At 71.9% G+C, this 25,567-nt stretch carries 20 protein-coding genes; 8 read left to right on the top strand and 12 right to left on the bottom strand.

Annotation, left to right across the window (positions count from 1 at the left end; translation table 11 throughout):
• Positions 1-17: 17 nt before the first annotated feature.
• On the top strand, positions 18-2,462 hold the full coding sequence (locus AABM36_RS05835) for a S9 family peptidase (protein ID WP_423447859.1): 2,445 nt from the start codon (positions 18-20) through the stop codon (positions 2,460-2,462).
• A gap of 45 nt (positions 2,463-2,507) precedes the next feature.
• On the opposite strand, the gene AABM36_RS05830 is transcribed toward AABM36_RS05835, so the two are convergent.
• The 8 genes from AABM36_RS05830 to AABM36_RS05795 form a co-directional block, all read right to left on the bottom strand.
• Complete coding sequence (locus tag AABM36_RS05830; protein ID WP_144803409.1) at positions 2,508-3,383, bottom strand: hypothetical protein; 876 nt, start codon at positions 3,381-3,383, stop codon at positions 2,508-2,510.
• On the bottom strand, positions 3,380-4,504 hold the full coding sequence (locus AABM36_RS05825) for an NAD(P)/FAD-dependent oxidoreductase (protein ID WP_144803405.1): 1,125 nt from the start codon (positions 4,502-4,504) through the stop codon (positions 3,380-3,382). The genes AABM36_RS05830 and AABM36_RS05825 overlap by 4 nt, the downstream gene beginning before the upstream one ends.
• 225 nt (positions 4,505-4,729) lie before the next feature.
• The gene (locus tag AABM36_RS05820) at positions 4,730-5,371 is read right to left on the bottom strand and encodes a transglycosylase family protein (RefSeq protein WP_181950969.1); all 642 of its coding nucleotides are present in this window, start codon (positions 5,369-5,371) and stop codon (positions 4,730-4,732) included.
• A 476-nt stretch (positions 5,372-5,847) separates the two neighbouring features.
• Positions 5,848-6,732, bottom strand: a complete 885-nt coding sequence (locus AABM36_RS05815; protein WP_124108938.1) for an inositol monophosphatase family protein — start codon at positions 6,730-6,732, stop codon at positions 5,848-5,850.
• Positions 6,729-9,071, bottom strand: coding sequence for an NAD-dependent DNA ligase LigA (gene ligA / locus AABM36_RS05810; protein ID WP_124108937.1), 2,343 nt, complete (start codon positions 9,069-9,071; stop codon positions 6,729-6,731). Before ligA ends, AABM36_RS05815 begins: the two co-directional genes overlap by 4 nt.
• Before the next feature lie 227 nt (positions 9,072-9,298).
• Positions 9,299-10,378, bottom strand: a complete 1,080-nt coding sequence (locus AABM36_RS05805) for a MaoC/PaaZ C-terminal domain-containing protein (RefSeq protein WP_019310094.1) — start codon at positions 10,376-10,378, stop codon at positions 9,299-9,301.
• 4 nt (positions 10,379-10,382) lie between these two features.
• Positions 10,383-11,765, bottom strand: a complete 1,383-nt coding sequence (locus AABM36_RS05800) for a 3-oxoacyl-ACP reductase (protein WP_259919955.1) — start codon at positions 11,763-11,765, stop codon at positions 10,383-10,385.
• Positions 11,766-11,814: 49 nt separating this feature from the next.
• A complete protein-coding gene (locus tag AABM36_RS05795; protein ID WP_019310096.1) occupies positions 11,815-13,212 on the bottom strand; it encodes an acetyl-CoA C-acetyltransferase in 1,398 nt (465 codons plus the stop codon).
• Positions 13,213-13,284: 72 nt separating this feature from the next.
• Between AABM36_RS05795 and AABM36_RS05790 the strand changes: the two genes are divergently transcribed.
• Together AABM36_RS05790 and AABM36_RS05785 are read left to right on the top strand one after the other, a co-directional pair.
• Complete coding sequence (locus AABM36_RS05790) at positions 13,285-14,001, top strand: TetR/AcrR family transcriptional regulator (protein WP_235005072.1); 717 nt, start codon at positions 13,285-13,287, stop codon at positions 13,999-14,001.
• The gene (locus tag AABM36_RS05785; RefSeq protein WP_019310098.1) at positions 14,001-16,115 is read left to right on the top strand and encodes an acyl-CoA dehydrogenase; all 2,115 of its coding nucleotides are present in this window, start codon (positions 14,001-14,003) and stop codon (positions 16,113-16,115) included. The genes AABM36_RS05790 and AABM36_RS05785 overlap by 1 nt, the downstream gene beginning before the upstream one ends.
• Positions 16,116-16,359: 244 nt before the next feature.
• On the opposite strand, the gene AABM36_RS05780 is transcribed toward AABM36_RS05785, so the two are convergent.
• From AABM36_RS05780 to AABM36_RS05765, 4 genes are read right to left on the bottom strand one after another with little or no spacing between them, the layout of a single operon-like run.
• On the bottom strand, positions 16,360-17,277 hold the full coding sequence (locus AABM36_RS05780) for a PP2C family protein-serine/threonine phosphatase (RefSeq protein ID WP_019310099.1): 918 nt from the start codon (positions 17,275-17,277) through the stop codon (positions 16,360-16,362).
• Positions 17,274-18,434 carry an adenylate/guanylate cyclase domain-containing protein gene (locus AABM36_RS05775; protein ID WP_019310100.1) on the bottom strand — a complete coding sequence of 387 codons (1,161 nt, stop codon included), beginning with the start codon at positions 18,432-18,434 and terminating at the stop codon, positions 17,274-17,276. Before AABM36_RS05775 ends, AABM36_RS05780 begins: the two co-directional genes overlap by 4 nt.
• Entirely contained in the window at positions 18,427-19,035 is a 609-nt protein-coding gene (locus AABM36_RS05770; protein WP_019310101.1) for a hypothetical protein, read from the bottom strand. Before AABM36_RS05770 ends, AABM36_RS05775 begins: the two co-directional genes overlap by 8 nt.
• Positions 19,032-19,928 carry a biotin--[acetyl-CoA-carboxylase] ligase gene (locus AABM36_RS05765; protein ID WP_019310102.1) on the bottom strand — a complete coding sequence of 299 codons (897 nt, stop codon included), beginning with the start codon at positions 19,926-19,928 and terminating at the stop codon, positions 19,032-19,034. Before AABM36_RS05765 ends, AABM36_RS05770 begins: the two co-directional genes overlap by 4 nt.
• Positions 19,929-20,059: 131 nt before the next feature.
• Here AABM36_RS05765 and AABM36_RS05760 point away from each other — a divergent pair, with 131 nt between their 5' ends.
• The 5 genes from AABM36_RS05760 to AABM36_RS05740 all read left to right on the top strand — a co-directional run bounded on the left by AABM36_RS05760 (position 20,060) and on the right by AABM36_RS05740 (position 25,501).
• Complete coding sequence (locus AABM36_RS05760) at positions 20,060-20,341, top strand: YciI family protein (RefSeq protein WP_019310103.1); 282 nt, start codon at positions 20,060-20,062, stop codon at positions 20,339-20,341.
• Positions 20,342-20,526: 185 nt separating this feature from the next.
• Positions 20,527-22,110, top strand: coding sequence for an acyl-CoA carboxylase subunit beta (locus AABM36_RS05755; protein ID WP_019310104.1), 1,584 nt, complete (start codon positions 20,527-20,529; stop codon positions 22,108-22,110).
• Complete coding sequence (locus tag AABM36_RS05750; RefSeq protein WP_019310105.1) at positions 22,107-22,445, top strand: acyl-CoA carboxylase subunit epsilon; 339 nt, start codon at positions 22,107-22,109, stop codon at positions 22,443-22,445. The genes AABM36_RS05755 and AABM36_RS05750 overlap by 4 nt, the downstream gene beginning before the upstream one ends.
• A gap of 158 nt (positions 22,446-22,603) precedes the next feature.
• Positions 22,604-23,710: a MauE/DoxX family redox-associated membrane protein gene (locus AABM36_RS05745; protein ID WP_019310106.1), complete on the top strand. Its 1,107-nt coding sequence runs from the start codon at positions 22,604-22,606 to the stop codon at positions 23,708-23,710.
• A gap of 36 nt (positions 23,711-23,746) precedes the next feature.
• On the top strand, positions 23,747-25,501 hold the full coding sequence (locus AABM36_RS05740) for a DUF885 domain-containing protein (protein ID WP_423447851.1): 1,755 nt from the start codon (positions 23,747-23,749) through the stop codon (positions 25,499-25,501).
• Positions 25,502-25,567: the final 66 nt, after the last annotated feature.

The following is a 25,567-nucleotide window of genomic DNA, read 5'->3' as shown; positions in this document are numbered from 1 at the left end:
TCCCTAGACTGGGGCGCATGACTTTCGAGCAGCAGACCTTCCCCGTGGCACCCCGCCGTCCCGTGGAGCGCACGTTCCACGGTCACACGTTCGTGGACCCCTACGAGTGGCTCCGAGAGAAGGACTCCCCCGAGGTGCGCGCGCACCTGGACGCCGAGAACGCCTACGCGGAGGCCGTCACCGCGGACCTCGCCCCGCTGCGGGAGCGCATCTACACGGAGATCAAGGACCGCACGCAGGAGACGGACCTCTCGGTCCCCAGCCGCCACGGGGACTGGTGGTACTTCGCGCGCACCGTGGAGGGCGGCGCGCACCAGGTGTTCTGCCGGGTGCCCGTGTCGGACGCCGCGGACTGGACCCCGCCCGCCGTGGAGCCCGGAACGTCCCTGGACGGCGAGCAGACCCTGCTGGACGCCAACGCCGCGTCCCAGGAGCACGAGTTCTACGCCCTGGGCGCGTTCAGCGTCGCGGAGGACGGCTCCCGCCTGGCCTGGTCCGAGGACACCGCCGGGGACGAGCGGTTCACCGTCCACGTCGAGGACCTCACCACTGGGGAGCTGCTCGCGGACCAGATTCCCCAGACCTCCTACGGTGCGTTCCTCACCCCGGACGCGTCCCAGGTCATCTACACGGTGGTGGACGAGTCCTGGCGTCCGCACCGCGTGTACCGGCACCTGCTCGGCACGGACGTGGCCGAGGACCAGCTGCTGTTCCAGGAGGACGACCCGGGCCTCTGGCTCGGCGCAGAGCTCTCCGCGGACAAGCAGTGGCTCATGCTGTCCTCCTCCTGCTCGGAGTACAGCGAGTACCGCATCCTGCACCTGAGCGCGCTTCCCGCGGACGACGCCGCCGCGGCCAGTTCACACGCTCCGGCGCACGACGCCGCCGTGCCGGGTTCCCGGGGCCCGTCCCCCGCGGCTGCCTCCCCCCGGATGGACCGGGACGCATCCGGTCAGCGCACGGGGGCGGAGCCCGGGTACGCGAACCCTGCGGAGGGGGCACGCACCGGGGCCCCTGCGGACCTGCCGTGGCGGGTCGTGCTCTCGCGCGAGGAGCGGGTGCTCTACGAGGTGGAGCCCCTCACCGTGGCAGGCACCGAGGTCCTGCTGCTCTCCCACGACGCCCAGGCCCCGAACGGCCGGGTCAGCCTCATGCCGCTGGAGCACGCCGGGCGGGGCCTCGCGGAGGCGGACCTGGTGGATCTGGTCCCGGCCTCGGAGACCGTGCGCGTGGAGTCCTGCCTCCCCACGGCCACCCACCTGGTGGTGGCCCTGCGCGAGAACACCACCCCCCGGGTGCGCCTGATCCCCCGCGCGGCCCTGGACGCCCTGGTGCCCGGGACGGCGCACCACGGAACGGGCGCGCGGGTGCGCGGTGCGGCGTCGTCGTCCCCGGGCGCCGGCTCAGCGGCGGATGCCGAGCTGCTGGCCGGGACCGAGGCCGCGTTCGACGAGGACCTCAGCAGCACCGGTGTGCTCTCCGCGGAGTACGAGAACCCGGTGGTGCGGGTGTCCTACACGTCCTTCGTGACGCCGCCACGCGTGTACGACATCCCCACGGGCGAGCCCAGGGCCGGTGCGCTGGACGGGTTCGGCGTGGGCGAGCCCGTGCTGCGGCGCGAGGCCACCGTGCTGGGCGGGTACCGCAGCGAGGACTACACCGTGGAGCGGGACTGGGCGGTCGCCGAGGACGGCACGCGGATTCCCGTGAGCCTGATCCGCCGCGCGGACCTGGACCCCGCCGTGCCCGCGCCGGTGCTGCAGTACGCGTACGGCTCCTACGAGATCAGCACGGACCCGGCGTTCTCCATCTCTCGGCTGTCCCTGCTGGACCGTGGCGTGGTCTGGGCCGTGGCGCACGTGCGCGGTGGCGGTGAGCTGGGGCGCGCGTGGTACGAGAACGGCAAGAAGAACACCAAGACCAACACGTTCACGGACTTCGTGGCCGTGACCCGGCACCTGGCCGCGCGCCCGGACGTGGATGCGCGGCGGATCGCGCTGATGGGCGGCTCGGCGGGCGGTCTGCTCGCGGGCGCAGTGCTGAACCTGGCCCCCGAGCTGTACTGCGGCGGGCTGGCCGCGGTGCCGTTCGTGGATGCGCTGACCTCCATGCTCATGCCCGAGCTGCCGCTGACCGCCCTGGAGTGGGAGGAGTGGGGCAACCCCGTGGAGTCCGCCGAGGTCTACGAGTACATGCGCTCCTACTCCCCCTACGAGAACGTGCGGGACGCCGACTACCCGCCGATCCTCGCCGTCACGAGCCTCAACGACACCCGCGTGCTCTACGTGGAGCCCGCCAAGTGGGTGGCCGAGCTGCGCACCCGCGTGGCGCACCCGGAGACCGTGCTGCTGCGCTGCGAGATGGCCGGCGGCCACGGTGGCGCGTCCGGGAGGTACGCGCAGTGGAAGGACACCGCGTGGGAGTACGCGTGGCTCGCGCGGCAGCTCGGGGTTGCGGGCTGACAGGGGTCTCAGCACCCCCGGGGATGAGGCAGTCAGTGCCCCGCGCTACTGGTAGTCGCCCAGGTCCAGCCTGAGGTCCGGGTCCTGCCGGACGTGGTCCAGGTGCTTCAGCTGCAGTGGGTGCAGAATGCCGCCCAGCATCCGGGTCCAGGAGACGGGGTAGCCCACCACCTCGCCGCGCTCCTCCCCGGGGAACTCCGCCGCCTGGTCTGCCCAGTAGCCCATCCGGCGCTCGACCTCCCGCAGCCACTCCGCGGTCAGGGGGGTGTGGGAGCGCACCAGGTAGGCCCCCATGCCCACGAGCCGGTGGTGGTGCCACGCCAGATCCGTGCCGAGCGCGCCGGTCAGCCGGGTCACGTCCTGTGCTGCTCTCTCCGGGTAGCCGCTCAGCCACGCCTGCTGGTCCGCGTCCATCCGCGCGAAGGCGGCCTCCCAGGACGTCACGGGCGCCTTGAGGTCGCAGTAGCCCCCGCCGTGGTGGTGCATGAGGTATGCCCGCAGGTAGTCGGAGCGGTGGACCAGGGACAGGTTCTCGTACGCCGCGTGCAGCGGATGCCCCGGCACCAGCCACTGGTCCAGGTTCTCCCGTGTGACCAGCTCCACGGGCAGTCCGATCCGGTCCCGCATCACGTCCAGGTTGGCGCGTCGCCGCGGGGTCAGGGGATTCTCCCCGAGCCACAGGGTGACCACGCGCCGCGGCAGCTCCTGCGGCCCGTCCGGGGCCGGGGGCGTGCGGGCCACGAAGGAACGACGGTAGCGGGCGGCGTCGAACTCGTAGGTCGTCACGCGTGCGTGCCACGGCGCCGCCGCGGTGACCGCGGCGAACCGGAGGGCCTTCTGGGTTCGGCGGCGCCGCTTGTTCACCACGAACAGCGCGTGCTTGACCTGGCGCGCGGCCATGAGCGGATCCACCGGGCTCACGCGGCACGCTCCGGCTGCAACGCTCCCACCGTCCGAGGGCTCAACCAGTCCCCCACGTGCCCGGTGACGACCTGCTCGGCCGCCGCAGTGGCCATCGCCGCGCTCGTCTGGAAGCCGTAGCCTCCCTGTCCGGCGAGCCAGAACACGCCCTCGGCCGCGGTGTCCCAGCCGCACACGGGCACGCCGCACGCGCGTTCCGTCCGCAGTCCGGTCCACGCCTTCACCACCCCGGTGATGCGCAGTGCCGTGTGCTGCTGGACAGTCGCGATCAGGCGCTCGACGGCGCCCGGGTGCGGTTGCGCGTCGCACGCCTCGCTGGGCTCGGACTCCCCCACCGAGATCATGGCCCCCACGGGGTCGGGCCGGTAGTACCAGTGCTCTGCGGCATCCATGACCATGGGGTGCTCCGCGGGCATGGCCGTGTCCAGACGGACCAGGGCTGCGGTGCGGCGCAGCGGCTGCAGCCCCTGCGGCGCGGCACCCAGCAGCGAACCGATGTGCTCCGCCCACGCCCCGGCCGCGTTCACCACGGTGGCCGCGCGGACCGTGCCGTTCGGGTCCGTTCTCCGCCCGCCCGCCACGGGCGACAGCTCCCAGACCTCACCGGACCGCCGCGCGCTGGCCACGCGGAACCCTGTTCGGAGGGTCACCCCCGCGTCCTCCGCCCGGCGCCTGTGCCACGCGAGCAGTGCCGAGGCGTCGGAGCGCACGGCCAAGTCGTCCACCGCGGCGGTGCGGTAGCGCACCGGGTCCGCCCGGAGCTCGGGGCACAGCGCCAGCAACTCGGCGTCGGTGGCACGGCGCAGGCCCGGCACCGTCTCCGCCGCGACGTCCTCGGCGGAACCGGCCACCACGAACGCGCTCGGCCACACCAGGGGTGAGGGCAGGTCCGCGGAGACCTCCGACAGCCGGGCAATGGACCAACGGGTCAGCTCCAGCACCGGATCCGGGCCGTAGCTGGGGATGAGCTGCTGGGCGGAGCGCGCGGAGGTGTGCTGGGCGACGTCGTCCTCCGCCTCCAGGAGGCAGATGCCGTGCCCCGTGCCGCGCAGCCGCGCCAGTTCAGAGGCCGCGGACAGGCCCGCGATGCCCGCCCCGATGATCACGATGTCGAACTGCATGAGCCCATGGTGCCACCGCTGCCAGGGCAACCCGGGCACGGCGGGCGGCACGGAGGCGGAGGGCGGTGGGTGCCGGTCGACTGACCCGGATGCCGGACGCCAGACCTCGGGCACACGAAGAACCCCGCCCCTCACCATGACGGTGAGGGGCGGGGTTCTGTGACCGACCCGGTCGATCAGCTCGGCCGGGTCAGCCGGTCATCGACGAGCGATGAGGTGCCTGGATCAGGCGGGGATGTTCAGGACCTGGCCCGGGAAGATCAGGTTGGCATCGGCCACGGAGCCGGCGTTGGCGGCGTAGAGGGCCTCCCAGCCACCGTTCACACCCAGCTTGTTGGCGATGGTGCCCAGGGTGTCCCCGGCCTGCACGGTGTAGGTGCCGGCGGCGGGAGCAGCCTGCTGCACGGGAGCGGCGGGAGCGGTGTACTCGGCCACCGGAGCCTGCTGCACCGGGGCGGCCTGCTGCACGGGAGCAGCCTGCTGGACCGGGGCGGCCTTCGGCGCAGGAGCAGCCTGCTGCACGGAGGTGGACTGCGGGGCCACGGAAGCGGCCGAGGCGGAACCGGCAGCGTCGGCCGAGGTCAGACCCAGCTTGGCGGAGCATGCGGGCCATGCGCCCCAGCCCTGACCGGCGTAAACGTTCTCGGCCACGCGGACCTGCTCGGCCCACGAGGCGTTGTGAGCGGAGCCCTGACCACCGAAGGCTGCCCAGGTGGACGGGGTGAACTGCAGGGCGCCGGAGAAGCCGTTGCCGGTGTTCGTCGAGGCGTTGCCACCGGACTCGCACTCGGCGAGAGCGTTCCAGGTCTCCATGGAAGCAGCGTTGGCGGGGACGGCGAACGCGCCCACGGCCAGGCCGCCCATCATGACAGCAGCGGTACCACGGCGGATAGCGGTTGAAGTCTTCATCATGCTCCGTCAGGCCACCTGCGCTCGTTCCCATCCCTGGGTGTCTTCGCGCCGTCGTCTACCCATAACAGTTAGGTGTGAGGGGTAGAAACTACGGAATGCTGCCATGTAGACGACGTACGGTGTGCGGCAGCATCCAGCACAATCCAGACGACGGATCATGTGCGTCTGGTAGCGAACTTCCGTTCAGGAGAGTTCGCTGAGGAAGTTGTCAATAACGATAGCGTAACGGTCACCCCGTGTTCAAGAGCTTCGTTACTTTTTCGTTATCCCGCTTTGGGGGACAACCCCCGCCGCGGGCATGTATCACGGCACCCTGGCCGGTCAACCTGAGCCACGGTAGGTCACCCCCGCGTGACGGGTCAACCCAGGGAGCCCCCGCACTGTGCATAACGGCCGGATACACCGTTGATAACGGGACGATTTCCCCAGCGCTATCCCGCGCTCCAGGCGGCGATCACGCTGGCCAGACGGGCCTTCTCGTACTCGGCCTCCCGCTGCTGGAGACGCTCGGGCGCTGCGCTGCCGTGGGACTCGTCACACAGTGCCGGCGGGGCTGGGAGCTCCGGACGGTGGACCACCGCTCCGGCCTCGTGGGCGATCAGCGCGCCGGCCGCCCAGTCGTGCTCGTGCAGCGCCCGTTCCGAGTAGCCGTCCAGCGTGCCGTCCGCGACCATGCAGAGGTCCAGGGACGCGGCCCCGAGCCGCCGCATGTCCGAGAAGTCCTCCATGGTGTCCAGGAAGGATCCGAACTGTTCACGACGCACCTGGGCGTCGTAGGAGAACCCGGTGCCGTAGAGCGCCCCCCGCCGCCCGGGCACCGGCCCGCTCAGGCGTGTGTCCCTGCCCTGGCGCCGGACCCACGCGCCCAGGCCCGTGATGCTGTAGTACACCCTGCCGAGGGCTGATGCATTGACGACTCCCACGAGCCAGTTCCCCTGCTCGTCGCACGCCGCCACCGACGTGGCGTAGTAGACGATGTCCCGGATGAAGTTGGTGGTGCCGTCCAAGGGGTCCACGGACCATCGCAGCCCGGAGCGCTGCGGCGGCACCCAGGTGCCGGACTCCTCACCCGTGATGACGTCGTACGGCCTGCGTTCCCGCAGCACCGCCGTGACGGCCTCCTCCGCCGCGACGTCGAACGCGGTGACCCAGTCGCCGTCCGAGGACTTGGTCACCGCCTCGAAGGCCGCCGCATCCCGGCCGCGCAGCACCTGCGCCCCGGCCTCGGCCGCGGCCAGCGCCACCTCCAGGAGCTCCTGCAGCTCGTCCGTACCGGGCCCCAGGCCCTCGAGAGCATCCGCCACCGGTTCCCTCACTCCCCTTCCGCGGGAGTCGCACCCGTGGTTCCGGGGGCATCGCCGGCGGCCCCCTCGGCCGGGTCCGTGCCCTCCTCGTCCCCGAAGGCGTCCGGGCCCTCCGCGAGCAGCCGCTCGAACCCCGACTCGTCCAGCACGGGAACCCCCAGCGACTCGGCCTTGTCCAGCTTGGTCCCGGCGTTCTCCCCCGCCACGAGGAAGTGCGTCTTCCTGGACACGGACCCGGAGGCCTTGCCGCCGCGCTTCAGAATGGCCTCCTTGGCGGAGTCACGGCTGAAGCCTTCGAGGGAGCCTGTGACCACCACGGTGATCCCCTCCAGGGTGCGCGGGGTGGACTCGTCCACTTCCTCCTCCATGCGCACGCCCGCGGCGGCCCACTGCTCCACCACGCGGCGCCGCCAGGGCTCGTCGAAGAACTCCCTGACCGCCTGGGCGATCACGGGCCCCACACCGTCGGTGCCGGCCAGGGTGTCCAGGTCCGCGGAGCGGATGGCGTCCATGCTGCGCAGGGACGTGGCCAGCGAGCGGGCCGCGGTGGGGCCCACGTGCCGGATGGACAGCGCCACCAGCACGCGCCACAGCTCGGTGTCCTTGGCCTGCTCCATCTGGGCGAACATCTGCTCGGTGGTCTTGGACGGCACGCTGGGCTTGGCCCTGGTGGGTTTGGTCCAGAAGTACGGCACCAGCTCGGGGGTGATCCGCTGCGTCTTCTCCCCGGTCTCCTTGTCCGTGACCGTGCGGCGGGAGTCCCGCCACACCATGACGTCCCGCAGGTCCTCGGGCGTCAGGTCGAACAGTCCGGCCTCGTTGCGCAGCGGCGGAACGGAGAAGTCGCTCCCGTCCGGTGCGTCCAGCGGCACCGGCTGGGTCAGCGCCTTGGCGGCCTCCTCCCCCAGGGCCTCGATGTCGAAGGCGCCACGGCCGGCCGCATGGTTCACGCGCTCCTTGAGCTGGGACGGGCAGGTCTCCGCGTTGGGGCAGCGGATGTCCACGTCCCCCTCCTTGGCGGGGCGCAGCGGCGTGCCGCACGAGGGGCACTCGGTGGGCATCACGAACTCGCGCTCGGAGCCGTCCCGCAGGGCCACCACGGGGCCCACGATCTCGGGGATGACGTCACCGGCCTTGCGCAGCACCACGGTGTCCCCGATCAGCACGCCCTTGGCCTTGACCACGTCCTGGTTGTGCAGGGTGGCCATCTCCACCGTGGAGCCGGCCACGCGCACGGGATCCATGAGCCCGAACGGGGTCACGCGCCCGGTGCGGCCCACGTTCACCAGGATGTCCACGAGCGTGGTGTTGACCTCCTCCGGCGGGTACTTGTACGCCACGGCCCAGCGCGGCACACGGGAGGTGTAGCCCAGGCGGAACTGGGTGCGGCGGTCGTCCACTTTGACCACGATGCCGTCGATCTCGTGCAGCAGGCTGTGCCGCTTGTCCCCGAACTCGGCAATGAACTCGAGCACCTCCGCCACGGTGGAGAGCACCCGGGAGTACGGGCTCACGGGCAGGCCCCACCCGCGCAGGATCTCGTACGCCTCCGACTGCGTCTCGAGGTCGACGCCGCGCACGTACCCGATGCCGTGCACGAACATGGACAGCGGACGCCGGGCGGTGACCTGGGGGTCCTTCTGGCGCAGGGAGCCGGCCGCCGCGTTGCGGGGGTTGGCGAAGGGCGCGCGCCCCTCCTCCACCATGGCCTCGTTGAGCGTGCGGAAGTCCTTCGAGGAGATGAACACCTCGCCGCGCACCTCGACCTCCTCCGGGAGGCTCTCGCCGGAGAGCCGCTGCGGGATGGTCGTGATGGTGGCCACGTTGTGGGTGATGTCCTCACCCGTGGTGCCGTCACCGCGCGTGGCGGCCCGCACGAGCACGCCGTCTCGGTACAGCAGGTTCACGGCCAGGCCGTCGATCTTGACCTCGCTCAGCCATGCGACCCCCGGGGCGCCGGGCAGCTCCGCGACCTGCTTCTCGGCGCGCTCGAGCCACGCCACGAGCTCGTCCGTGGAGAACACGTCCTCCAGCGAGTACATCTTCTCCAGGTGCTTCACGGGGCTGAAGGCCGCCCCGACCTCGCCGCCGACCTCCTGGGTGGGCGAGTCGTTGGCCTTCAGCTCCGGGTGCAGCGCCTCGAACTCCTCCAGCGAGCGGTAGAGCTGGTCGTACTCGGCGTCCGAGATCACGGGCTGGTCGTGCACGTAGTACGCGGCGCGGGCCTCACGGACCCGGTCCGAGAGCTCGACGTACTCCTCCCGCAGGGCCTCGCTGGGCTCCTCGGGGTTGAGACTCTGGCCGTTGGCGTCCGTGGCGGGCTGCGCGCCCTTGGCGTTGACTGTGCTCACCGGACCATTGTGACCCAGGACTCCGACAGGCACGAGCGGCGGCCCCCGCGCCCCTCCACGGCCGTCACGCGGCGCGCCCCGGCCGGGCACCGGACACCTCCCCCGCGACCGCCCCGCCCCACGGCGGCGCCACCAGCACACGGTGACCACGCCCGCGCAACGCACCCGCAGCACGCAACGGGCCCCTCGGATCCGTGGATCCGAGGGGCCCGGCGAGCAGTGCACCGCTACAGCGCGGCCACCCGAAGGTCCGCGTGCGGGCGGCCCCGCTTGGGGTCCCACACCTGGACGCGAGATGCGCTCCAGTGGGCGCCCCGACCGTCGTCGTCCACCGCGACCGCCACCGTAGCCGGGAGGCGCACCGGGGTGGCGAACTCCACGGACCACGTGAACGGCACCTCGGAGGGGACACCGGTCACGGCGAGCGCCCGTGAGGCCGTGTACATGCCGTGGGCGATCGCACCCTTCATGCCCAGGGCCCTGGCCGAGGGGTCCGAGAGGTGGATGGGGTTGTAGTCCCCGCTCACCGCGGCGTACTCACGGCCGGTCCCGGATCCCAGGGACCACTGCCCGGTGGGCTGCGGCGCCTCGAACGGTGCGTGCTCGCGCTGCGCCTCGTCCTCGGCGCCCGCGCGGGGCGCGTCACCGGCGATCGCGGTGTGCACACCCTTGGCCAGGTAGCCGGAACGCCCGGCCCACGCGACCGAGCCGTCCTCGCGCGTGAGGGTCACCACGGCGTCGAGCATGGTCCCCGCGCGGTGCGCGCGCAGATTCTCGGTCCACGCGGTGGCCGTGACCCGCTCCCCCACGGCCACGTCCGAGACGTGGTGGACCGTGTTGGAGATGTGCACCATGCCCAGCACGGGCAGCGGGAAGTCCTTGCGCGTGAGCACGGACATGGCCACGGGGAACGCGAGCGAGTGCAGCGCGCCGGAGAACACGGCGGTCTCCGCGGAGCCCGGGGCCATGGGCCGCAAGCTGGCGTGAACCACGCGGCAGAACTTCTCGTGCCACTCGGCATCGGCGGACAGGCCCTCGACCACGTGGGCCACGCGCGGCAGCTCGAGCGCACCGGAGACCTTCTCGGCACCCGGTGTGCGCAGCGACGCGGGCAGCACCCGCCCCACGGGAGACTTCCGCAGCGCGGGCAGCACCTTGCGGGAGGCCGACGACGCCGCGCCGCCCGCCGCGCTCGTGGCCGCACGCGCCCCGGCGCTCGCGTAGAGGGCGGGCAGCTTGACCGCGCCCGAGGGCGTGGTGCGCTCGTAGTCAGCAGGAACGGACGGAACGGAATCCGTGGCGCTCACGCGATCACGCCCCCACCATGCTCTGCCCGCACACGCGCAGGGTCTGGCCGTTGATGCCGCCCGCGGCGTCCGAGAGCAGGAACGTGATGGCCTGCGCCACGTCCACGGGCAGACCGCCCTGCTGCAGGGAGTTCAGGCGGCGGGAGATCTGACGGCGCGCGGCCGGGATCTTGGCGGTCATGTCCGACTCGATGAAGCCGGGGGCCACCGCGTTGATGGTGCCGCCCTTCGCGGCGATCAGCGGTGCGGTGGCGGCCACCAGACCGATCACGCCGGCCTTCGAGGCGGCGTAGTTGGTCTGACCGCGGTTGCCCGCCACGCCGCTCGTGGAGGCGAGGCACACGATGTGCGGGGTGGCGCCCAGCTTGTCGGAGGCCAGCAGCGTCTCGTTGATCCGCAGCTGCGACTCGATGTTCACCGCGATGACCGAGTTCCACTTGGCCTCGTCCATGTTGGCGAGCATCTTGTCCCGGGTGATCCCGGCGTTGTGCACCACCAGGTCCAGGCGGCCGTAGCGGGAGGCCACGAGGTCCAGGATCTTCTGCCCGGCCTGCGGGTCCGTGACGTCCAGCTGCAGGGCGGGCACACGCAGCTCGTTGGCCAGCTTGGTCAGGGCGTCCCCGGCCGCGGGCACGTCCACGGGGACCACGGTGGCCCCCGAGGCGGCCAGCGTGCGGGTGACCTGCTCGCCGATCCCGCGCGCGGCGCCGGTGACCACGGCCACCTTCCCCGCCACGGGGTGCTCCCAGTCCACGGTCGCGTCACCGCGGTCGTCACCGACCGTGAGGAACTGCCCGTCCACGTAGGCGCTGCGGCCCGAGAGGAAGAAGCGGATGGCGCCCGTGACGCTCGGGGCGTCCCCGGCCACACCGTCCGCGATCAGGATGCCGTTGGCGGTCACGCCGCCGCGCATCTCCTGACCGATCGAGCGCAGGATGCCCAGGACGCCCTGGCGCGCCGCGGCCTGGGCCGGAGCCAGCTGCTCTGCGCCCGCCACGGTGCCCGACGCCGCTCCGGTGCCGATCCCCGGCGCCGGGCGGGACAGCGTGATCACGCGTCCGCCCGGACGCAGCTTCCGCAGCGCGGAGGCCAGCTCGAGCGCCGGGGCGCCGAGGTCCGCGGGGCTCTCGATGCCGGTGTAGTCGATCAGCACCGCACCCACGCGGTCCACGTCCGCCGCGTGGCGGCGCACGTCCAGGTTCCAGCCGAGCAGTGCCGACGCCGCGGCGTCGCCCGCCGTGCCCTTGCCGAGCACGAGGACCGCGCCGTCCGGGAAGTCAGCGCCCGCCTGGTAGCGGCGCAGGGTGACCGGCCGGGGCAGGCCCAGCTTGGAGGCCAGCTGCTTGCCGAGCCCCGAGTTGACCATGTCCAGATAAGTGTCCGTCACGTGAAGTTTCTCCCTGATCTCGTGGTGTCTCGATTGCCGTGGTGGGTGTTCAGACCGAGCGCAGCAGCATGGCCACGCCCTGGCCGCCCGCGGCGCACACGGAGATCAGCGCGGTCTGGGGCTTGCCCTCGGCCTTGGCGCGGGCGGCGAGCTCCTTTGCGGTGGAGGCCACGATGCGCCCGCCGGTGGCGGCGAACGGGTGGCCGGTGGCCAGCGAGGAGCCGTTGACGTTGAGCTTGGAGCGGTCGATCGAGCCCAGCGGGGCGTCCAGGCCCAGGCGCTCCTTGCAGAACTCGGGGGACTCCCAGGCCTTCATGATGGACAGCACCGTGGAGGCGAACGCCTCGTGGATCTCCACGAGGTCCAGGTCCTGCAGGGTCAGCCCGTGGCGGGCGAGTAGGCGCGGGACGGCGTAGGCGGGAGCCATGAGCAGGCCCTCGTTGCCGGTGACGAAGTCCACCGCGGCGGCCTCGGAGTCCACGACCTCGGCGAGCGGCGTGAGGCTGTGCTCGGCGGCCCACTGCTCGGAGGTGATCAGCACGGCGGAGGCGCCGTCCGTGAGCGGGGTGGAGTTGCCGGCCGTCATGGTGGCCTCCCCCGCGAGCTTCTTGCCGAAGACCGGGTTCAGGTTGCCCAGCTTCTCCACGGTGGAGTCCGGGCGCATGTTGTTGTCCTTGGTCAGGCCCTTGAACGGGGTGACCAGGTCGTCGAAGAACCCGCGGTCGTACGCGGCGGCGAGGTGCTGGTGGGAGGCTGCGGCCAGCTCGTCCTGGGCCTCACGGGTGATGCCCCAGTGCTCGGTGGTCAGGGCCTGGTGCTCGCCCATGGACAGGCCCGTGCGGGGCTCCCCGGAGCTGGGCACGGCGGGCGCGAGGTCCGCGGGGCGGACGTCCTTGAACGCCTGGAGCTTCTGCATGGTGGTCTTGGCGCGCTGCAGCTTGAGCAGTGCGCGGCGCAGGCCCTCGCTCACAGCGATCGGAGCGTCGGAGGAGGAGTCCACACCGCCGGCGATGCCGGCCTCGATCTGGCCCAGGCGGATCTTGTTGGAGATGGAGCTGACGGTCTCCATGCCCGTGGCGCACGCCATCTGGACGTCGTAGGCCGGGGTGGCCGGGTCCAGGGCGGAGCCCAGCACGGACTCGCGGGTCAGGTTGAAGTCGCGGGAGTGCTTGATCACGGCACCGGCCGCCACGGCACCCAGGCGCTCACCGGCGATCCCGGTGCGGGCCACCAGGCCGTCGATCGCCGCGGTCAGCATGTCCTGGTTGGACGCGTTGGCGTAGGCGCCGCCCGCGCGGGAGAAGGGGATGCGGTTGCCCGCGACCACCACGGCGCGGGTGCCGGTGGTTCCTGCGGAGTGCTTTGCGGCGGACCCTGCCGCGGGCGTGGCGCCGGTGCCCTGGGCGGTCGAGGTCTTGGCCGGGGTGCTCTGCGTGTTCTCGGTCATGTCTGCTCCTTGAGAGGGGGTGTGTGCGACGTGGGTCACTTGATACCCAGAGTAGCTGATACTCTCAGTATCGTGAAACAGGTCACGACCCCCGTGGACGGCAGGAACAGCCGCTGGCAGCGACACCGCGCCAAGCGGCGCACCGAGCTGATCACGGCCGCCCGCGACGCGGTGGCCGCGAACGGTGCTGCCATCTCCATGGAGGAGATCGCCACGGCGTGCGGCACGTCCAAGTCCGTGTTCTACCGCTACTTCACGGACAAGTCCGGCGTGCAGGCGGCCGTGGGCGAGTACTTCGTGACCAGGATGCGACGCCGCATGGTGGCCGCCGTCAGCGAGGCGGACACCTTCGCGGCCATGATCCACGCACTCGTCTCCGAGTACCTCAAGTCCGTGGCAGGTTCCGCCGAGGTCTACCGCTTCGTGGTGACCGCCCCGGAGGAGCAGGGCTCCACCATCGAGCGCTTCATCGACTCGGTGCGGGACCTGCTCATGGAGCAGTACGTACGCCACTACGGCGAGGCGGAGACCGGGGATGGCGTCCTGCGCAGCTGGGCCGCGGCCACCGTGGGCATGGTCCGCGGCGCCGGAGAGGCCTGGCTCGCCCAGGGGGACGCCCCGGGAACGCCCGACCGCCACACCATGAGTCGCATCATCACCACGTGGGCCGTGGAGGGTCTGCGCCCCGTGGCCAGCACGTCCGCGGCGGTCTCCGCCGCGACGACGCCTTCCCGACAAGCCCGTACCCAGGACGGCCCCGCCGTCCGCGACACCCCTCAGGAGTCATGATGAGCACCACCCAGGTCAGCGGAACCATTCCCGACACCGACCGCATCGAGGACCTGCCCGAGGACGGGGCTGCCGCCCCCTCGGCGCTCGACACCGCGGAGCTCGGCAAGATCCTCCTGGGCCGCTGGCCCGAGGCTCGCCTGGCCGCCCGCAAGCGCGCCGAGGATCCCCGCTTCCACTCCCAGTACAACCAGTCCGTGGAGGACCAGCGCAACCACACGTACGAGCAGCTCAAGCTGCTCGCTGACGCCGGGCCCCAGTACCTGGGCATGCCCGAGAGCGTGGGCGGGGCCATGAGCCCCGGCGCCAACCTCTCCGCGTTCGAGGAGCTCGTGCTCGCGGACCCGTCCCTGCAGATCAAGTCCGGCGTGCAGTGGGGTCTGTTCGGCTCCGCCGTGCTGAACCTGGGCACGGAGGAGCACCACGAGAAGTGGCTGCCGGCGATCCTGGACCTCAGCATGCCCGGCGCGTTCGCCATGACGGAGATCGGGCACGGCTCGGACGTGGCCTCGATCGGCACCACCGCCACGTACATCCCGGAGACGGACGAGTTCGAGATCCACACCCCCTTCAAGGCGGCGTGGAAGGACTACCTGGGCAACGCCGCGGTGCACGGCCGCGCGGCCACGGTGTTCGCGCAGCTGATCGTCAACGGCACCAACCACGGCGTGCACTGCCTCTACGTTCCCCTGCGTGACGAGAACGGCGAGTTCCTGCCCGGCGTGGGCGGCGAGGACGACGGCCGCAAGGGCGGGCTCAACGGCATCGACAACGGCCGCCTGCACTTCGACCACGTGCGCGTGCCCCGCACCAACCTGCTGAACAAGTACGGGGACGTGGACGAGAACGGCGTCTATTCCTCCCCCATCCCCTCCCCGGGCCGCCGCTTCTTCACCATGATCGGCACCCTGGTCCAGGGTCGCGTGTCCCTGGACGGCGCGGCGACGATCGCCAACCAGGCCGCCCTGAGCATTGCCGTGCGCTACGCGGAGCAGCGCCGCCAGTTCACCACGGACTCGGACATCGAGGAGCAGACGCTGCTGGACTACCAGCGCCACCAGCGCCGGCTGATCCCGCGCATCGCGGAGACCTACGCGATGACCTTCGCCCACCAGCAGCTGCTGGACAAGTTCCACGAGGTCTTCTCCGGCGAGGACGAGTCCGACGGCAACCGCCAGGAGCTCGAGACCCTGGCCGCGGCGTTCAAGCCGATGTCCACGTGGAGCGCCCTGGACACCCTGCAGGAGTGCCGCGAGGCGTGCGGCGGCGCGGGGTTCATCGCCAAGAACCGCTTCGTGGAGCTGCGCGCGGACCTGGACGTGTACGTGACCTTCGAGGGTGACAACACCATCCTGCTGCAGCTCGTGGCCAAGCGGCTGCTCAACGACTACTCCGCGGAGTTCAAGAACGCGGACGTGGGGGTCATGGCCCGCTACGTCGCGGACCGCGCCACCGAGGCGGGCTTCAACCGCTCCGGGTTGCGCAAGCTCACCCAGGCGTTCTCGGACACCGGTGACTCCCGCAAATCCGTCAATGCGCTGCGCGACCCCGCGGCCCAGCGCGCGCTGCTCACCGACCGGGTGCAGACCATGATCGGCGACATCGCGGACGAGCTGCGCGCCGTGGCCCGCAAGTCCCGCACCGAGCAGGCCGAGGCGTTCAACAACAACCAGAACCGTCTGCTGGAGGCAGCCCGCTCGCACGCCCAGCTGCTGCAGTGGGAGGCGTTCACGGCCGGTCTGGAGAAGATCGAGGACCCGGACACCAAGCGCGTGCTCACGTGGCTGCGCGACCTCTTCGGGCTGAGCCTGATCGAGCGGGACCTGGCCTGGTACCTCTCCTACGGGCGGCTGTCCATGCGCCGTGGCCGCGCCCTGGAGTCCTACATCAACCGCCTCATCGCGCGGCTGCGCCCCTACTCCCTGGAGCTCGTGGATGCCTTCGGGCTCTCCCCGGAGCTGCTGCGCGCGGAGATCGGCGGCACCGTGGAGGCCGAGCGCCAGAAGGAGGCCGCGGACTACTACCGCCGACTGCGCGCGAGCGGCAAGGCCCCCGTCAAGGAGCCCAAGCCCGCCAAGGACCCGGGCGCCCAGACCCGCGGCCACCACGCCTGACCCGCGCCACGCCGCGCGCCGCCCCCGAGACGGGGGCGGCGCGCGGTGGACGCCGGGCACAGCAGCGCCGGACTGAGAAAGCGGCCCCGCGGCGTCGTCGACCCACGACGACGCCGCGGGGCCGCTTCCGTGTGCGGGGCGGGGCGGGGTGCCGCGAGTGGGTGGACGGCCGAGAGGCCGGCTCAGCGCACGCGCGGAGCGGAGCAGGGGGCGCTGCCTGCGGGTGGATGGTCGGAGGGCGCTCTCAGCGCACGCGCGGGATGGAACTGGTGTTCGCGCGGGGGTCGTCCGCGGTGAGGACGTCAGCGACCACCAGGGTCACGTTGTCCCGCCCGCCCGTGCGCAGCGCCGCCTGCACGAGCACGTCCGCGGCCTCCTTGGGGTGCTGCACCGAGTGCAGCACGCGGGCGATGTGCGCCGGGGAGAGCTCCCCCGTGAGACCGTCCGAGCACATGAGCAGCCGATGCCCCGGCACGGCGGGAAGCACCACGACGTCCGGCTCCCAGATCTGCCCCGTGCCGAGCGCGCGGGTGATCACGTTGCGGCGCGGGTGCACCAGAGCCTGAGCGGGAGTGAGCTGGCCGATCGACACCAGGTACTGCACCTCGGAGTGGTCCACCGTGAGCTGGGAGACCCCCACGGGCCCGGACTTCTCCGTGACGGGCTCCCCCACCCGCGGTCCGGTGAGCTGGTAGGTGCGGGAGTCCCCCACGTTGAACACGATCCACAGCCACGTGCCCGCGATCTGCACGAGCCACGCCCCGGTGACCGTGGTGCCGGCACGCGTGCCGCACTGGGCCTGGATGGCCTGGTCCGCCTCCCACAGCACCGAGCGCACCCGGTGCACGGCGTCGAGCGCCTCGGCCGGAATGTCCGGGTCCAGCTTGAGCTGCCGGTCGATGGTGGCCCGGAACCGGGCCACGTCCGAGCCGGGTGCAGGTTCCACGATCCGGTAGTCGCGGAAGTCCTCCAGCGTGAACAGCTCCGAGGCGCCCAGGGTGGACACGCACAGGGCGCTGGCCACCTCGCCGGCCTCGTGCCCACCCATGCCGTCCGCCACCGCGCACATGGTGTCGGTGACGATGAGGGCGTCCTCGTTGGTCTCTCGACGCAGTCCGCGGTCGGTCACACCGCCCGATCGGATGGTCAGGGGAGCGGTCATTCGACCTCGTCTTCCAGTAGGGGCCCGCAGCCCTGGGCGATCGCCACGGGGCGGACGTCCCCGAAGCCGCGGACGTTGCGGGTGGGCTGCGGCTCGAGGACGAAGCGCTCGTCCCCCCGGAGCACGCGGGCGGTGGACTCGTCCACCACCACGCCGCCCGGTTCCGTGAGCGCCACGAGCCGTGAGGCCAGGTTCACGGTGGGGCCGTAGAGGTCCCCCAGACGGGGCAGCACACGGCCCCACACGAAGGCCACGCGCGCCTGGGGCAGCAACGGGTCCTCCTTGATGATCCGTGCCAGCGCGAGCGAGATCTGGGCCCCGCCCTCGGGGGTCTCCGAGAGGAACATGACCTCGTCGCCGATGGTCTTGATCACGCGGCCGCCGCCGATCGAGATGACCTCCGCGCAGCGCTTCTCGAAGCGCTGCACCAGGTTGGCGAGCGTGCGCTCGTTCATCTGCCGGGAGAGGGAGGTGTAGGAGACCAGGTCCGCGAAACCCACGCCCCGCGCGAGGGGCAGCGCCGAGGCGCCGACGTCCGGAGCGGCGTCGTGCAGGATGACCGTGGAGCCGTCCGGGCGCTCCCCCCGCATGGCCAAGCGCTGGACGGCCGCCGAGAGCTGGCGGCGCCACGCGTAGTCGAGCAGCTGCTCGAGCGGCTGCAGCAGGTCCGGGAGCAGGGTGAGCAGCTCGCGGCGGGCCCGGGCGTCCGTCATGTCACGGTGGGCCACCATGTCCTCCACGAGGGCCTCGACCTGCCACACGACCATGCGGTCCGTGAGCTGCGCGACCGAGCGCGCGAGGGAGAGCGCTGCCTCCTCGCTGAGCTTGTCGTCCTGGACCAGGCTGGACACCAGTTTGAGGGCGCGGACGTCCTCGTTCGTGAAGTAGACGTCGTCGTCGCTGAGGTTGGGGAAGCCCAGGGCCCGCCAGATCTTGCGCGCGGAGGCCGAGGAGAGGTCCGCCTCGCGGGCGGCCTCGCGGCGGCGCAGGTTCCGCTGGGAGCCGAGCAGCAGGGAGTCCAGGTGGCGCACTGCGGCCTGCGACTCCTCCGAGCCGTAGAGGTTGGACTGCACGGGGTTGTGGAGGTTCAGGTTCAGCTGCTCGGTCTGTGGGCCCGTGACCACGGGTTGCGGGGATTCCGAGGGGTCTTCAGCCACGCGGTCCTCCTTGCTGGGCGGTGTGCGGGCCGGGACGTCCCGGCCCCGGGATGGTGCCTCCCCCACTGTAGTTGCCCACCTGCGCCGCCGACTCCCGCACGAGCTGCGTGAGACGCGCGGGCTGCGGGGCGCCCGCGAGCTTGAGCCCGCCCAGGGTCCCGAAATCCGCCAGCACGGTGCCGCGGTCCAGGTGCTCGCGCGCGGCACCCACCTCGGTGGCGCCGCGCGTGACACGCACGGACTGCAGGGCGTTCAGCGGCAGGGACACGGCGCCGTCACGCGCCGGGGGCCCCAGCAGCGCCAGGCGCTCGGTGGTCAGGACGAAGCGGGTGCGCCACCACCGCCACACGGGCACCGCCACCCGGCGCCACGCCAGCAGCAGTGCGGCCGCGAGCAGCAACCACCCCACGAACGTGTGCAGTCCGGTCCACGGCGCGTCCGTGGGACGCCACGTGAGGTCCAGGACCCGGCGCAGCGCCGAGTACACCAGGACCGTCAGCCAGGCGGTCACCGCGGGGCCCGCGAGCGCCAGCGGGTGCGGACGCGTGGCCACCACGGTCTCCTCGCCCGGTGCCAGCTCCAGGCCGCGCCGTCCGCTCATGCGGGGCCGCCCCCGCCGTGCGCGGGGCGCACGTGCACGACGTCGCCCGCGGAGTACTCGTGCTCCCTCCTGTCCCGGGCGCGCACCACGAGCTGGCCGGAGTCTCCCAGGCCCGTGGCGGTCGCGGTCAGCGGATCCCGTGCGCCGGGCAGCTGCAGGGTGACCTCACGGCCGAGGGTGTCCAGCTGCGCCTCGACCTCGCTCCGCAGCTCTCCCCCGCGGCCGAGCTGCCCCGCGGGGTCCTGGGACGCGCGGTCCAGGGTGTCCGCGAACCGGCCGAGCACCGCGGTGAGCAGCCCGGCGCGGCTGGGGACGGCGTCGGAGTCCTGCACCTCGAGTGCGAGGGACGTGGCGGTGGGGACGGGGAGCTCGCGCTGGCTCACGTTGATGCCGGCACCGACCACCACTGTGGGTGCCGCACCGGGAGTCGGCGCGACCATGGTCGCGAGGATGCCGCAGAGCTTGCGGTCGCGGACCAGGACGTCGTTGGGCCACTTGACCACGGCGGGCACCCCGGTCAGCTCCCGCACCGCCCCGGTGATGCTGTGCGCCATGAGCAGAGTGAGCCACGGGATCAGCTCCTGCGGCCACGGACGGCCCGAGCGGTCCACGGGGGTGCAGGCCACCGAGAACGTCACCGCGGTGCCCGGGGGCGTGATCCAGCCGCGGTCCAGCCGCCCCCTGCCCTGGCTCTGGAAACCGGTGACCACGGCCTCGAGGCCGTTCCCGCTCCCCTGGTCCCCGGCGCGCGGCGCCACCCGCTCCGACAACCAGGTGTTCGTGGAGCCCACGGTGTCCACCACGGTCACCGACCGGTAGCCGTGGGATCGCATCGCGTCCTCCAGGTCGGACTGGTGGTAGTCCGCGGCGGGCTGCTGATCCGTGGCGTGCATGTCTGCTCCTCACAGGACGGGACGGCGTGGCCGTCGGGGGGTCTCCTCCAGCTTAGGTGTACCCGCACGGCCCGGGCATATGCTGGGATCCGTCAGCCCAGACCCCCACGTCGAGCCGGAGGATCCCGAGCATGAGCGTCTACGCCCTGACCTACACCTACGGCGGCCCGTCCGAGATCCTGGCCGAGCACCGCCCCGCCCACCGAGCCTTCCTGCGTGAGCTGCAGGAGCGCGGCGTCAACCTGGCCTCCGGGCCCCTGGGGGACGACGGCGCGCTGATCGTGCTGCGCGCGGACAGCGCCGAGCACGTGGAACAGATCATCCGGGAGGACCCCCTGGTGGTCCACGGTGCGGTGACCGAGCACGTGGTCCGCGAGTGGTCCGTGACCATCGGAGCCGTGGGCTCGGACTGAACGCACGCCCCCGAGCGGAGGGGCATCCCGGGCGCCGCGTGCGGTGGGACACCCGGGCGCCGCGTGCGGTGACGGGGCACCGGAGTTGTGGAACTCCTACAAGTGCGCACCCGGTGCCGACAACTACACTGGGGTGGATTCCCGAGGGGCCGCGCCCCGCCCCGACCACGACCACGCGAGGTGTCATGAGCCACGACCTGTCCACCACAGCAGGCAAGATCGCCGACTTCCGGCAGCGCCGCGATGAGGCTGCCGCACCGGCAGGACAGGGCGCCGTGGAGAAGCAGCACTCCCGGGGCAAGAACACCGCACGCGAGCGGATCGAGATGCTGCTGGACCCGGACTCCTTCGTGGAGTTCGACGCCCTGGCCGTGCACCACAGCACCATGTTCGGCATGGAGAAGAAGAAGCTGCTGGGTGATGGCGTGGTGAGCGGCTACGGCACCGTGGACGGGCGACTCGTGGCCGTGTACTCGCAGGACTTCGGGGTCTTCGGCGGCTCGCTGTCCCAGGTCAACGGCGAGAAGATCGTCAAGGTCCAGAAGTTCGCCCTGCGCAACGGCTGCCCCGTGATCGGCATCAACGACGGCGGCGGCGCCCGCATCCAAGAGGGCGTGGCCTCCCTGGCCATGTTCGCGGACATCTTCCGCATGAACGTCCGGGCCTCGGGCGTGATCCCGCAGATCTCCCTGATCATGGGGCCGTGCGCCGGCGGTGCCGCGTACTCCCCCGCCCTCACCGACTTCGTGGTGATGGTGGACAAGACCTCCCACATGTTCATCACCGGCCCGGACGTGATCAAGACCGTGACCGGCGAGACCGTGGACATGGAGACCCTGGGTGGTGCCCGCTCCCACAACGAGCGCACCGGCACCGCCGCGTACCTGGCCTCGGACGAGCAGGACGCCTTCGACTTCGTGCACGAGCTGCTGGAGTACCTGCCGGGGAACAACCTGCAGGACTCTCCGCTGCTGGACCACGACCAGGTGGACGAGGTCACGGACGAGGACCTCGCGCTGGACGAGCTGATCCCGGACTCCGCGAACCAGCCCTACGACATGCGCACCGTGATCGAGACGGTCGTGGACGACGGGCAGTTCCTGCAGATCCAGGAGCTCTACGCCCCGAACGTGATGGTGGGCTACGCCCGGGTGGAGGGCCACACCGTGGGGATCGTGGCGAATCAGCCCATGCAGTTCGCCGGCACCCTGGACATCGCCGCGTCCGAGAAGGCCGCGCGCTTCGTGCGCCACTGCGACGCCTTCAACATCCCGATCCTCACGTTCGTGGACGTCCCCGGGTTCCTTCCCGGCACGGACCAGGAGTTCAACGGCATCATCCGCCGCGGCGCCAAGCTGCTGTACGCGTACGCCGAGGCCACCGTTCCGCTGATCACCCTGATCACCCGTAAGGCCTACGGCGGGGCGTACATCGTGATGGGCTCCAAGAAGCTGGGCGCGGACATCAACCTCGCGTGGCCCACCGCCCAAATCGGGGTCATGGGATCCCAGGGCGCGGTGGAGATCCTCTACCGCCGGGACCTCAAGGCCGCCGAGGAGAACGGCGAGGACGCCCAGGCGCTGCGCGCCGAGCTGGCCCAGCAGTTCGAGGAGGACCTCCTCAACCCCTACCAGGCCGCCGAGCTGGGCTACGTGGACGCGGTGATCTGCCCCTCCGAGACCCGGGAGCAGATCATCAAGGCGCTGCGGGGGCTTGCGGACAAGCGTGCCTCTCAGCCCGCCAAGAAGCACGGGAACATCCCGCTGTGAGCACGCCGGAGTCAGCGCGATCACTGGACCGCCGCACCGGGGCCAGCTCGTCCGGCGCCGCACCGCGCATGCCCGTGGACACCCGCCACGCCGCAGTGGCCTCGCTGCCGGACGCCACCACTGACGCGGACCCGCTGTTCACCGTGACGCGTGGCAACCCGAGTCCCGAGGAGCTGGCCGCCCTGGTGGCCGTCCTCGGCGCGCTGCCCGAGCCGCAGGACGCACCTCCGGCCCACGCGCGCCGTGCGCCGCGCCACCAGTCCCGCAGACTCCGGCTCGGCCTGCGCCTGCGGCCCGGCCGCGGGGCGTGGCGGTGGACGCAGCCGGAGCGGTGAGCACACCCTGGCCCCGGTCCTCGGTCTGAAGCGTCCCCGGGGCACACGGCCCCGCGCTGCCAGGACCTCACGAACTCACGACGACCGTCTCGCTCGTGGCCCTCTTGTGACCTGCCCGCCGGCACGAGGTCGACCTCCGCGGCGGGGATAATGGTCCGGTGCCTGTCATCGCCCTCTCCGCCCTCGTCTCCCTCGCGACCGTGCTGCTCCTCAGCGGAGCGGCGAAACTCGCGGTGCCGGACACCGGCCGCACCATCCTCACCACCGCACCGCTCCCCCGGGCCCTTCGCGCCCCCTGGTTGCAGCGCGCCCTCCCCTGGGGGGAGATCCTGCTGGCCGCGTGCCTGCTCCTCGGTTCCGGCCCGTTCCTGCTGCTGAGCGCCTTCGCGGCCACGGCACTGTTCACCGTCTTCACCGTGGTGGTTCTCCGGGGCACTCGGGCACCTGATCCTGCCTCGTGCGGGTGCTTCGGCGGGCTCTCCCGTGCGCCGGTCTCACGCCGCACCGTGGTGCGCAACGCCGCCTTCACCCTCACGGCCGCCCTGGCACTCGCCCTGTCCGCGGTCGCGTTCCACGGCCCCGTGCTCCGTCTGCCGTGGTGGGGCGTGACGGCCCTCGCCATCCCCGCGCTCCTCGTGCTGCTCACCCTCTGGAGCGAGCGGCCCGCACACGGCCGGGCCGGCGACCCGTACGACGTCGCCCGCGTCCCACCGCTGCCCCGCACCCTGCGCGAGGACGGCGACGCCGCGGCGTCGCCCCCCGTGAGCCCCGGCACGACCGCGGCGGACGCGGTCGCGACGGAGGGGCCCGCGACCGAGCCCGGGGGGCCGCAGCAGGCGGACGACGAGCCGCAGGACTACGAGCGGCTGCCGATCCCCTACGCGGGGCTCACCACCGCGGACGGCCAGGTGGTGACGCTGCGGGGTCTGTCCGCCACTCGAGCTCGCGCACTGGTGACGGTGAGCCTCACGTGCGGCTGGTGCGCCCCCATGATCCAGCGGCTCACGGAGCTCGGGAGCCACACCGGCCCGGTGGCGCTGCACGCCGTGGTGGCTCACGAGGACGAGCGCGAGCAGCTTCCGGAGGCCCTGCGCGGCGCGGCGCTGGTGGATGCCGACCAGGCCGCAGCCATCGTCTTCGACCGGCCCGGCAACCCCTGGGCCGTGGTGCTGGGCGCGGACGGGCTGCTCGCGGGCGGACCGGTGGCGGGCAGCGGAGCCGTGCTGGAGCTGCTGGACGAGCTCGCGGAGCGCTTCGCCGGGTGACCGCCGTGCACGGCGGTGCTTGTCCGTGTCGCCGGTGTGACTAGGGTTACATTCTGTGACTCACACCGACACCTCATCCCCGTCCCACGAACCCCTCGCACCCTGGGTTCCACGCAGCGTACGGCCACGGCGGCGGACCAGCTCGCCGAGACCTACTTCCACGAGAGCCTCGCCCTGAACCCGAGCGACGCCACCTTCCTGGGCTTCCCCGGGCACGAGACCGAGTACCCGGACTTCGGTCCCGCCGGCCGTGCAGCCCGTGCCGAGCTCGTCCGCTCCACCCTCGCGCGCCTGGAGGAGGTCACCCCGGAGGACGACGTGGACCGGGTGACCCTGCACGCCATGCGCAACGAGCTCGAACTGGAGCGCGACCGCCACGAGGCCAACCTGGACGTCTCCGCGGTCAACAACATCGAGTCCCCCGTGCAGGGCATCCGTCAGGTGCTGGACGCCATGCCGCGGGAGACCGAGCAGGACTGGAAGCACATCGCCGGGCGCATGACCAACATCCCCGCCGCCCTGGAGCAGTACCGCGCGGGATTGGACGAGGCCGTCTCCCTGAACCGGCCGCCGTCGGCCCCGCAGATCGTGGAGGCCTCCCAGCAGGCGGAGCAGTATGCGTCCGACGACGGCTTCTTCGCGTCGCTCGCCGCTGACCCCGCCGCGCCGGATGCCCTGCGGGACGAGCTGCGCGCCGCGTCCGACGCCGCCCGCGCGGCCTACCGGGACATCGCGCGGATCCTGCGCGAGGACTTCGCCCCGGTCGCACGCGAGTCCGACGCGTGCGGGATCGAGGACTACCGGCTGCACCTCGCCTCGTTCCTGGGCGCGCGCCGTGATCCCCGCGAGGTCTACGACTGGGCCGTGCAGAAGCTGCTGGAGCTGGACGCCGAGCAGCGCGCCGTGGCCGAGCAGATCAAGCCCGGAGCCACGGTGCAGGAGGCCATGGCCGCCCTGAACGCGGACCCCGACAGGCAGCTGCACTCCCCCGAGGAGCTGCAGGCGTGGATGCAGAAGCTCTCGGACACCGCGCTGGCGGAGATGGCCGGGACGCACTTCGAGATCACCGAGCCCATGAGCACCCTGGAGTGCTGCATCGCGCCCACGCACGACGGCATCATCTACTACACCCCGCCCAGCGCGGACTTCTCCCGCCCGGGGCGCATGTGGTGGTCCGTGCCGGAGGGGGTCTCCCAGCACAACACGTGGGAGGAGACCACCACCGTGTACCACGAGGGCATCCCGGGCCACCACCTGCAGTGCGCCACGGCCCTGGCCAACGCGGGCGAGCTCAACGAGTGGCGCCGCATGGGCATCTGGGTCTCCGGCCACGGCGAGGGCTGGGCCCTGTACGCGGAGCGGCTCATGGACGAGCTCGGCTTCCTGGACGACCCCGGGGACCGCATGGGCATGCTCGACTCGCAGCGGCTGCGCACCGTGCGCGTGATCTTCGACGTGGGCTTCCACTGCGGCTTCGAGATCCCCGAGGCGCTCGGGGAGATGCTGGGTGGCGCCCGCGCAGGGGAGGTCTGGACCCCCGAGGACGGCTGGAAGTTCCTGCGCCACAACGTGGCGATGGCGGAGGGCACCCTGCGCTTCGAGTGGCTGCGGTACATGGGCTGGCCCGGGCAGGCACCCTCCTACCGGATCGGGCTGCAGATGTGGCTCGACGCCCGCGAGCAGGCCATGGCGCGCGAGGGCGAGGACTTCGACCTCAAGCGATTCCACAGCCGCGCGCTGCGGCTGGGCTCCGTGGGCTTGGACACACTCACCTACGCCCTGGCGCTGTAGGGAGCGGATTCCCGGGGGCTTTCCCGGGCTGTCCCAGGATCCGGGCGTCACAGTTCGTCACGAGGG

This window comes from Kocuria sp. KSNUG (assembly GCF_049532735.1).
In the GTDB taxonomy this organism is placed as follows: Bacteria; Actinomycetota; Actinomycetes; order Actinomycetales; family Micrococcaceae; genus Kocuria; species Kocuria rhizophila.
Note: the sequence above shows the minus strand (reverse complement) of the source record. Positions and strands in the feature narration are given on the sequence as shown.

Bases quoted from the DNA above. Each gene is read 5' to 3' on its own strand.
- AABM36_RS05835 (WP_423447859.1), top strand. From the start codon at position 18: ATGACTTTCGAGCAGCAGACCTTCCCCGTGGCACCCCGCCGTCCCGTG.
- AABM36_RS05825 (WP_144803405.1), bottom strand. From the start codon at position 4,504: ATGCAGTTCGACATCGTGATCATCGGGGCGGGCATCGCGGGCCTGTCC.
- AABM36_RS05820 (WP_181950969.1), bottom strand. From the start codon at position 5,371: ATGATGGGCGGCCTGGCCGTGGGCGCGTTCGCCGTCCCCGCCAACGCT.
- AABM36_RS05795 (WP_019310096.1), bottom strand. From the start codon at position 13,212: ATGACCGAGAACACGCAGAGCACCCCGGCCAAGACCTCGACCGCCCAG.
- AABM36_RS05785 (WP_019310098.1), top strand. From the start codon at position 14,001: ATGAGCACCACCCAGGTCAGCGGAACCATTCCCGACACCGACCGCATC.
- AABM36_RS05780 (WP_019310099.1), bottom strand. From the start codon at position 17,277: ATGACCGCTCCCCTGACCATCCGATCGGGCGGTGTGACCGACCGCGGA.
- AABM36_RS05770 (WP_019310101.1), bottom strand. From the start codon at position 19,035: ATGAGCGGACGGCGCGGCCTGGAGCTGGCACCGGGCGAGGAGACCGTG.
- AABM36_RS05765 (WP_019310102.1), bottom strand. From the start codon at position 19,928: ATGCACGCCACGGATCAGCAGCCCGCCGCGGACTACCACCAGTCCGAC.
- AABM36_RS05760 (WP_019310103.1), top strand. From the start codon at position 20,060: ATGAGCGTCTACGCCCTGACCTACACCTACGGCGGCCCGTCCGAGATC.
- AABM36_RS05755 (WP_019310104.1), top strand. From the start codon at position 20,527: ATGAGCCACGACCTGTCCACCACAGCAGGCAAGATCGCCGACTTCCGG.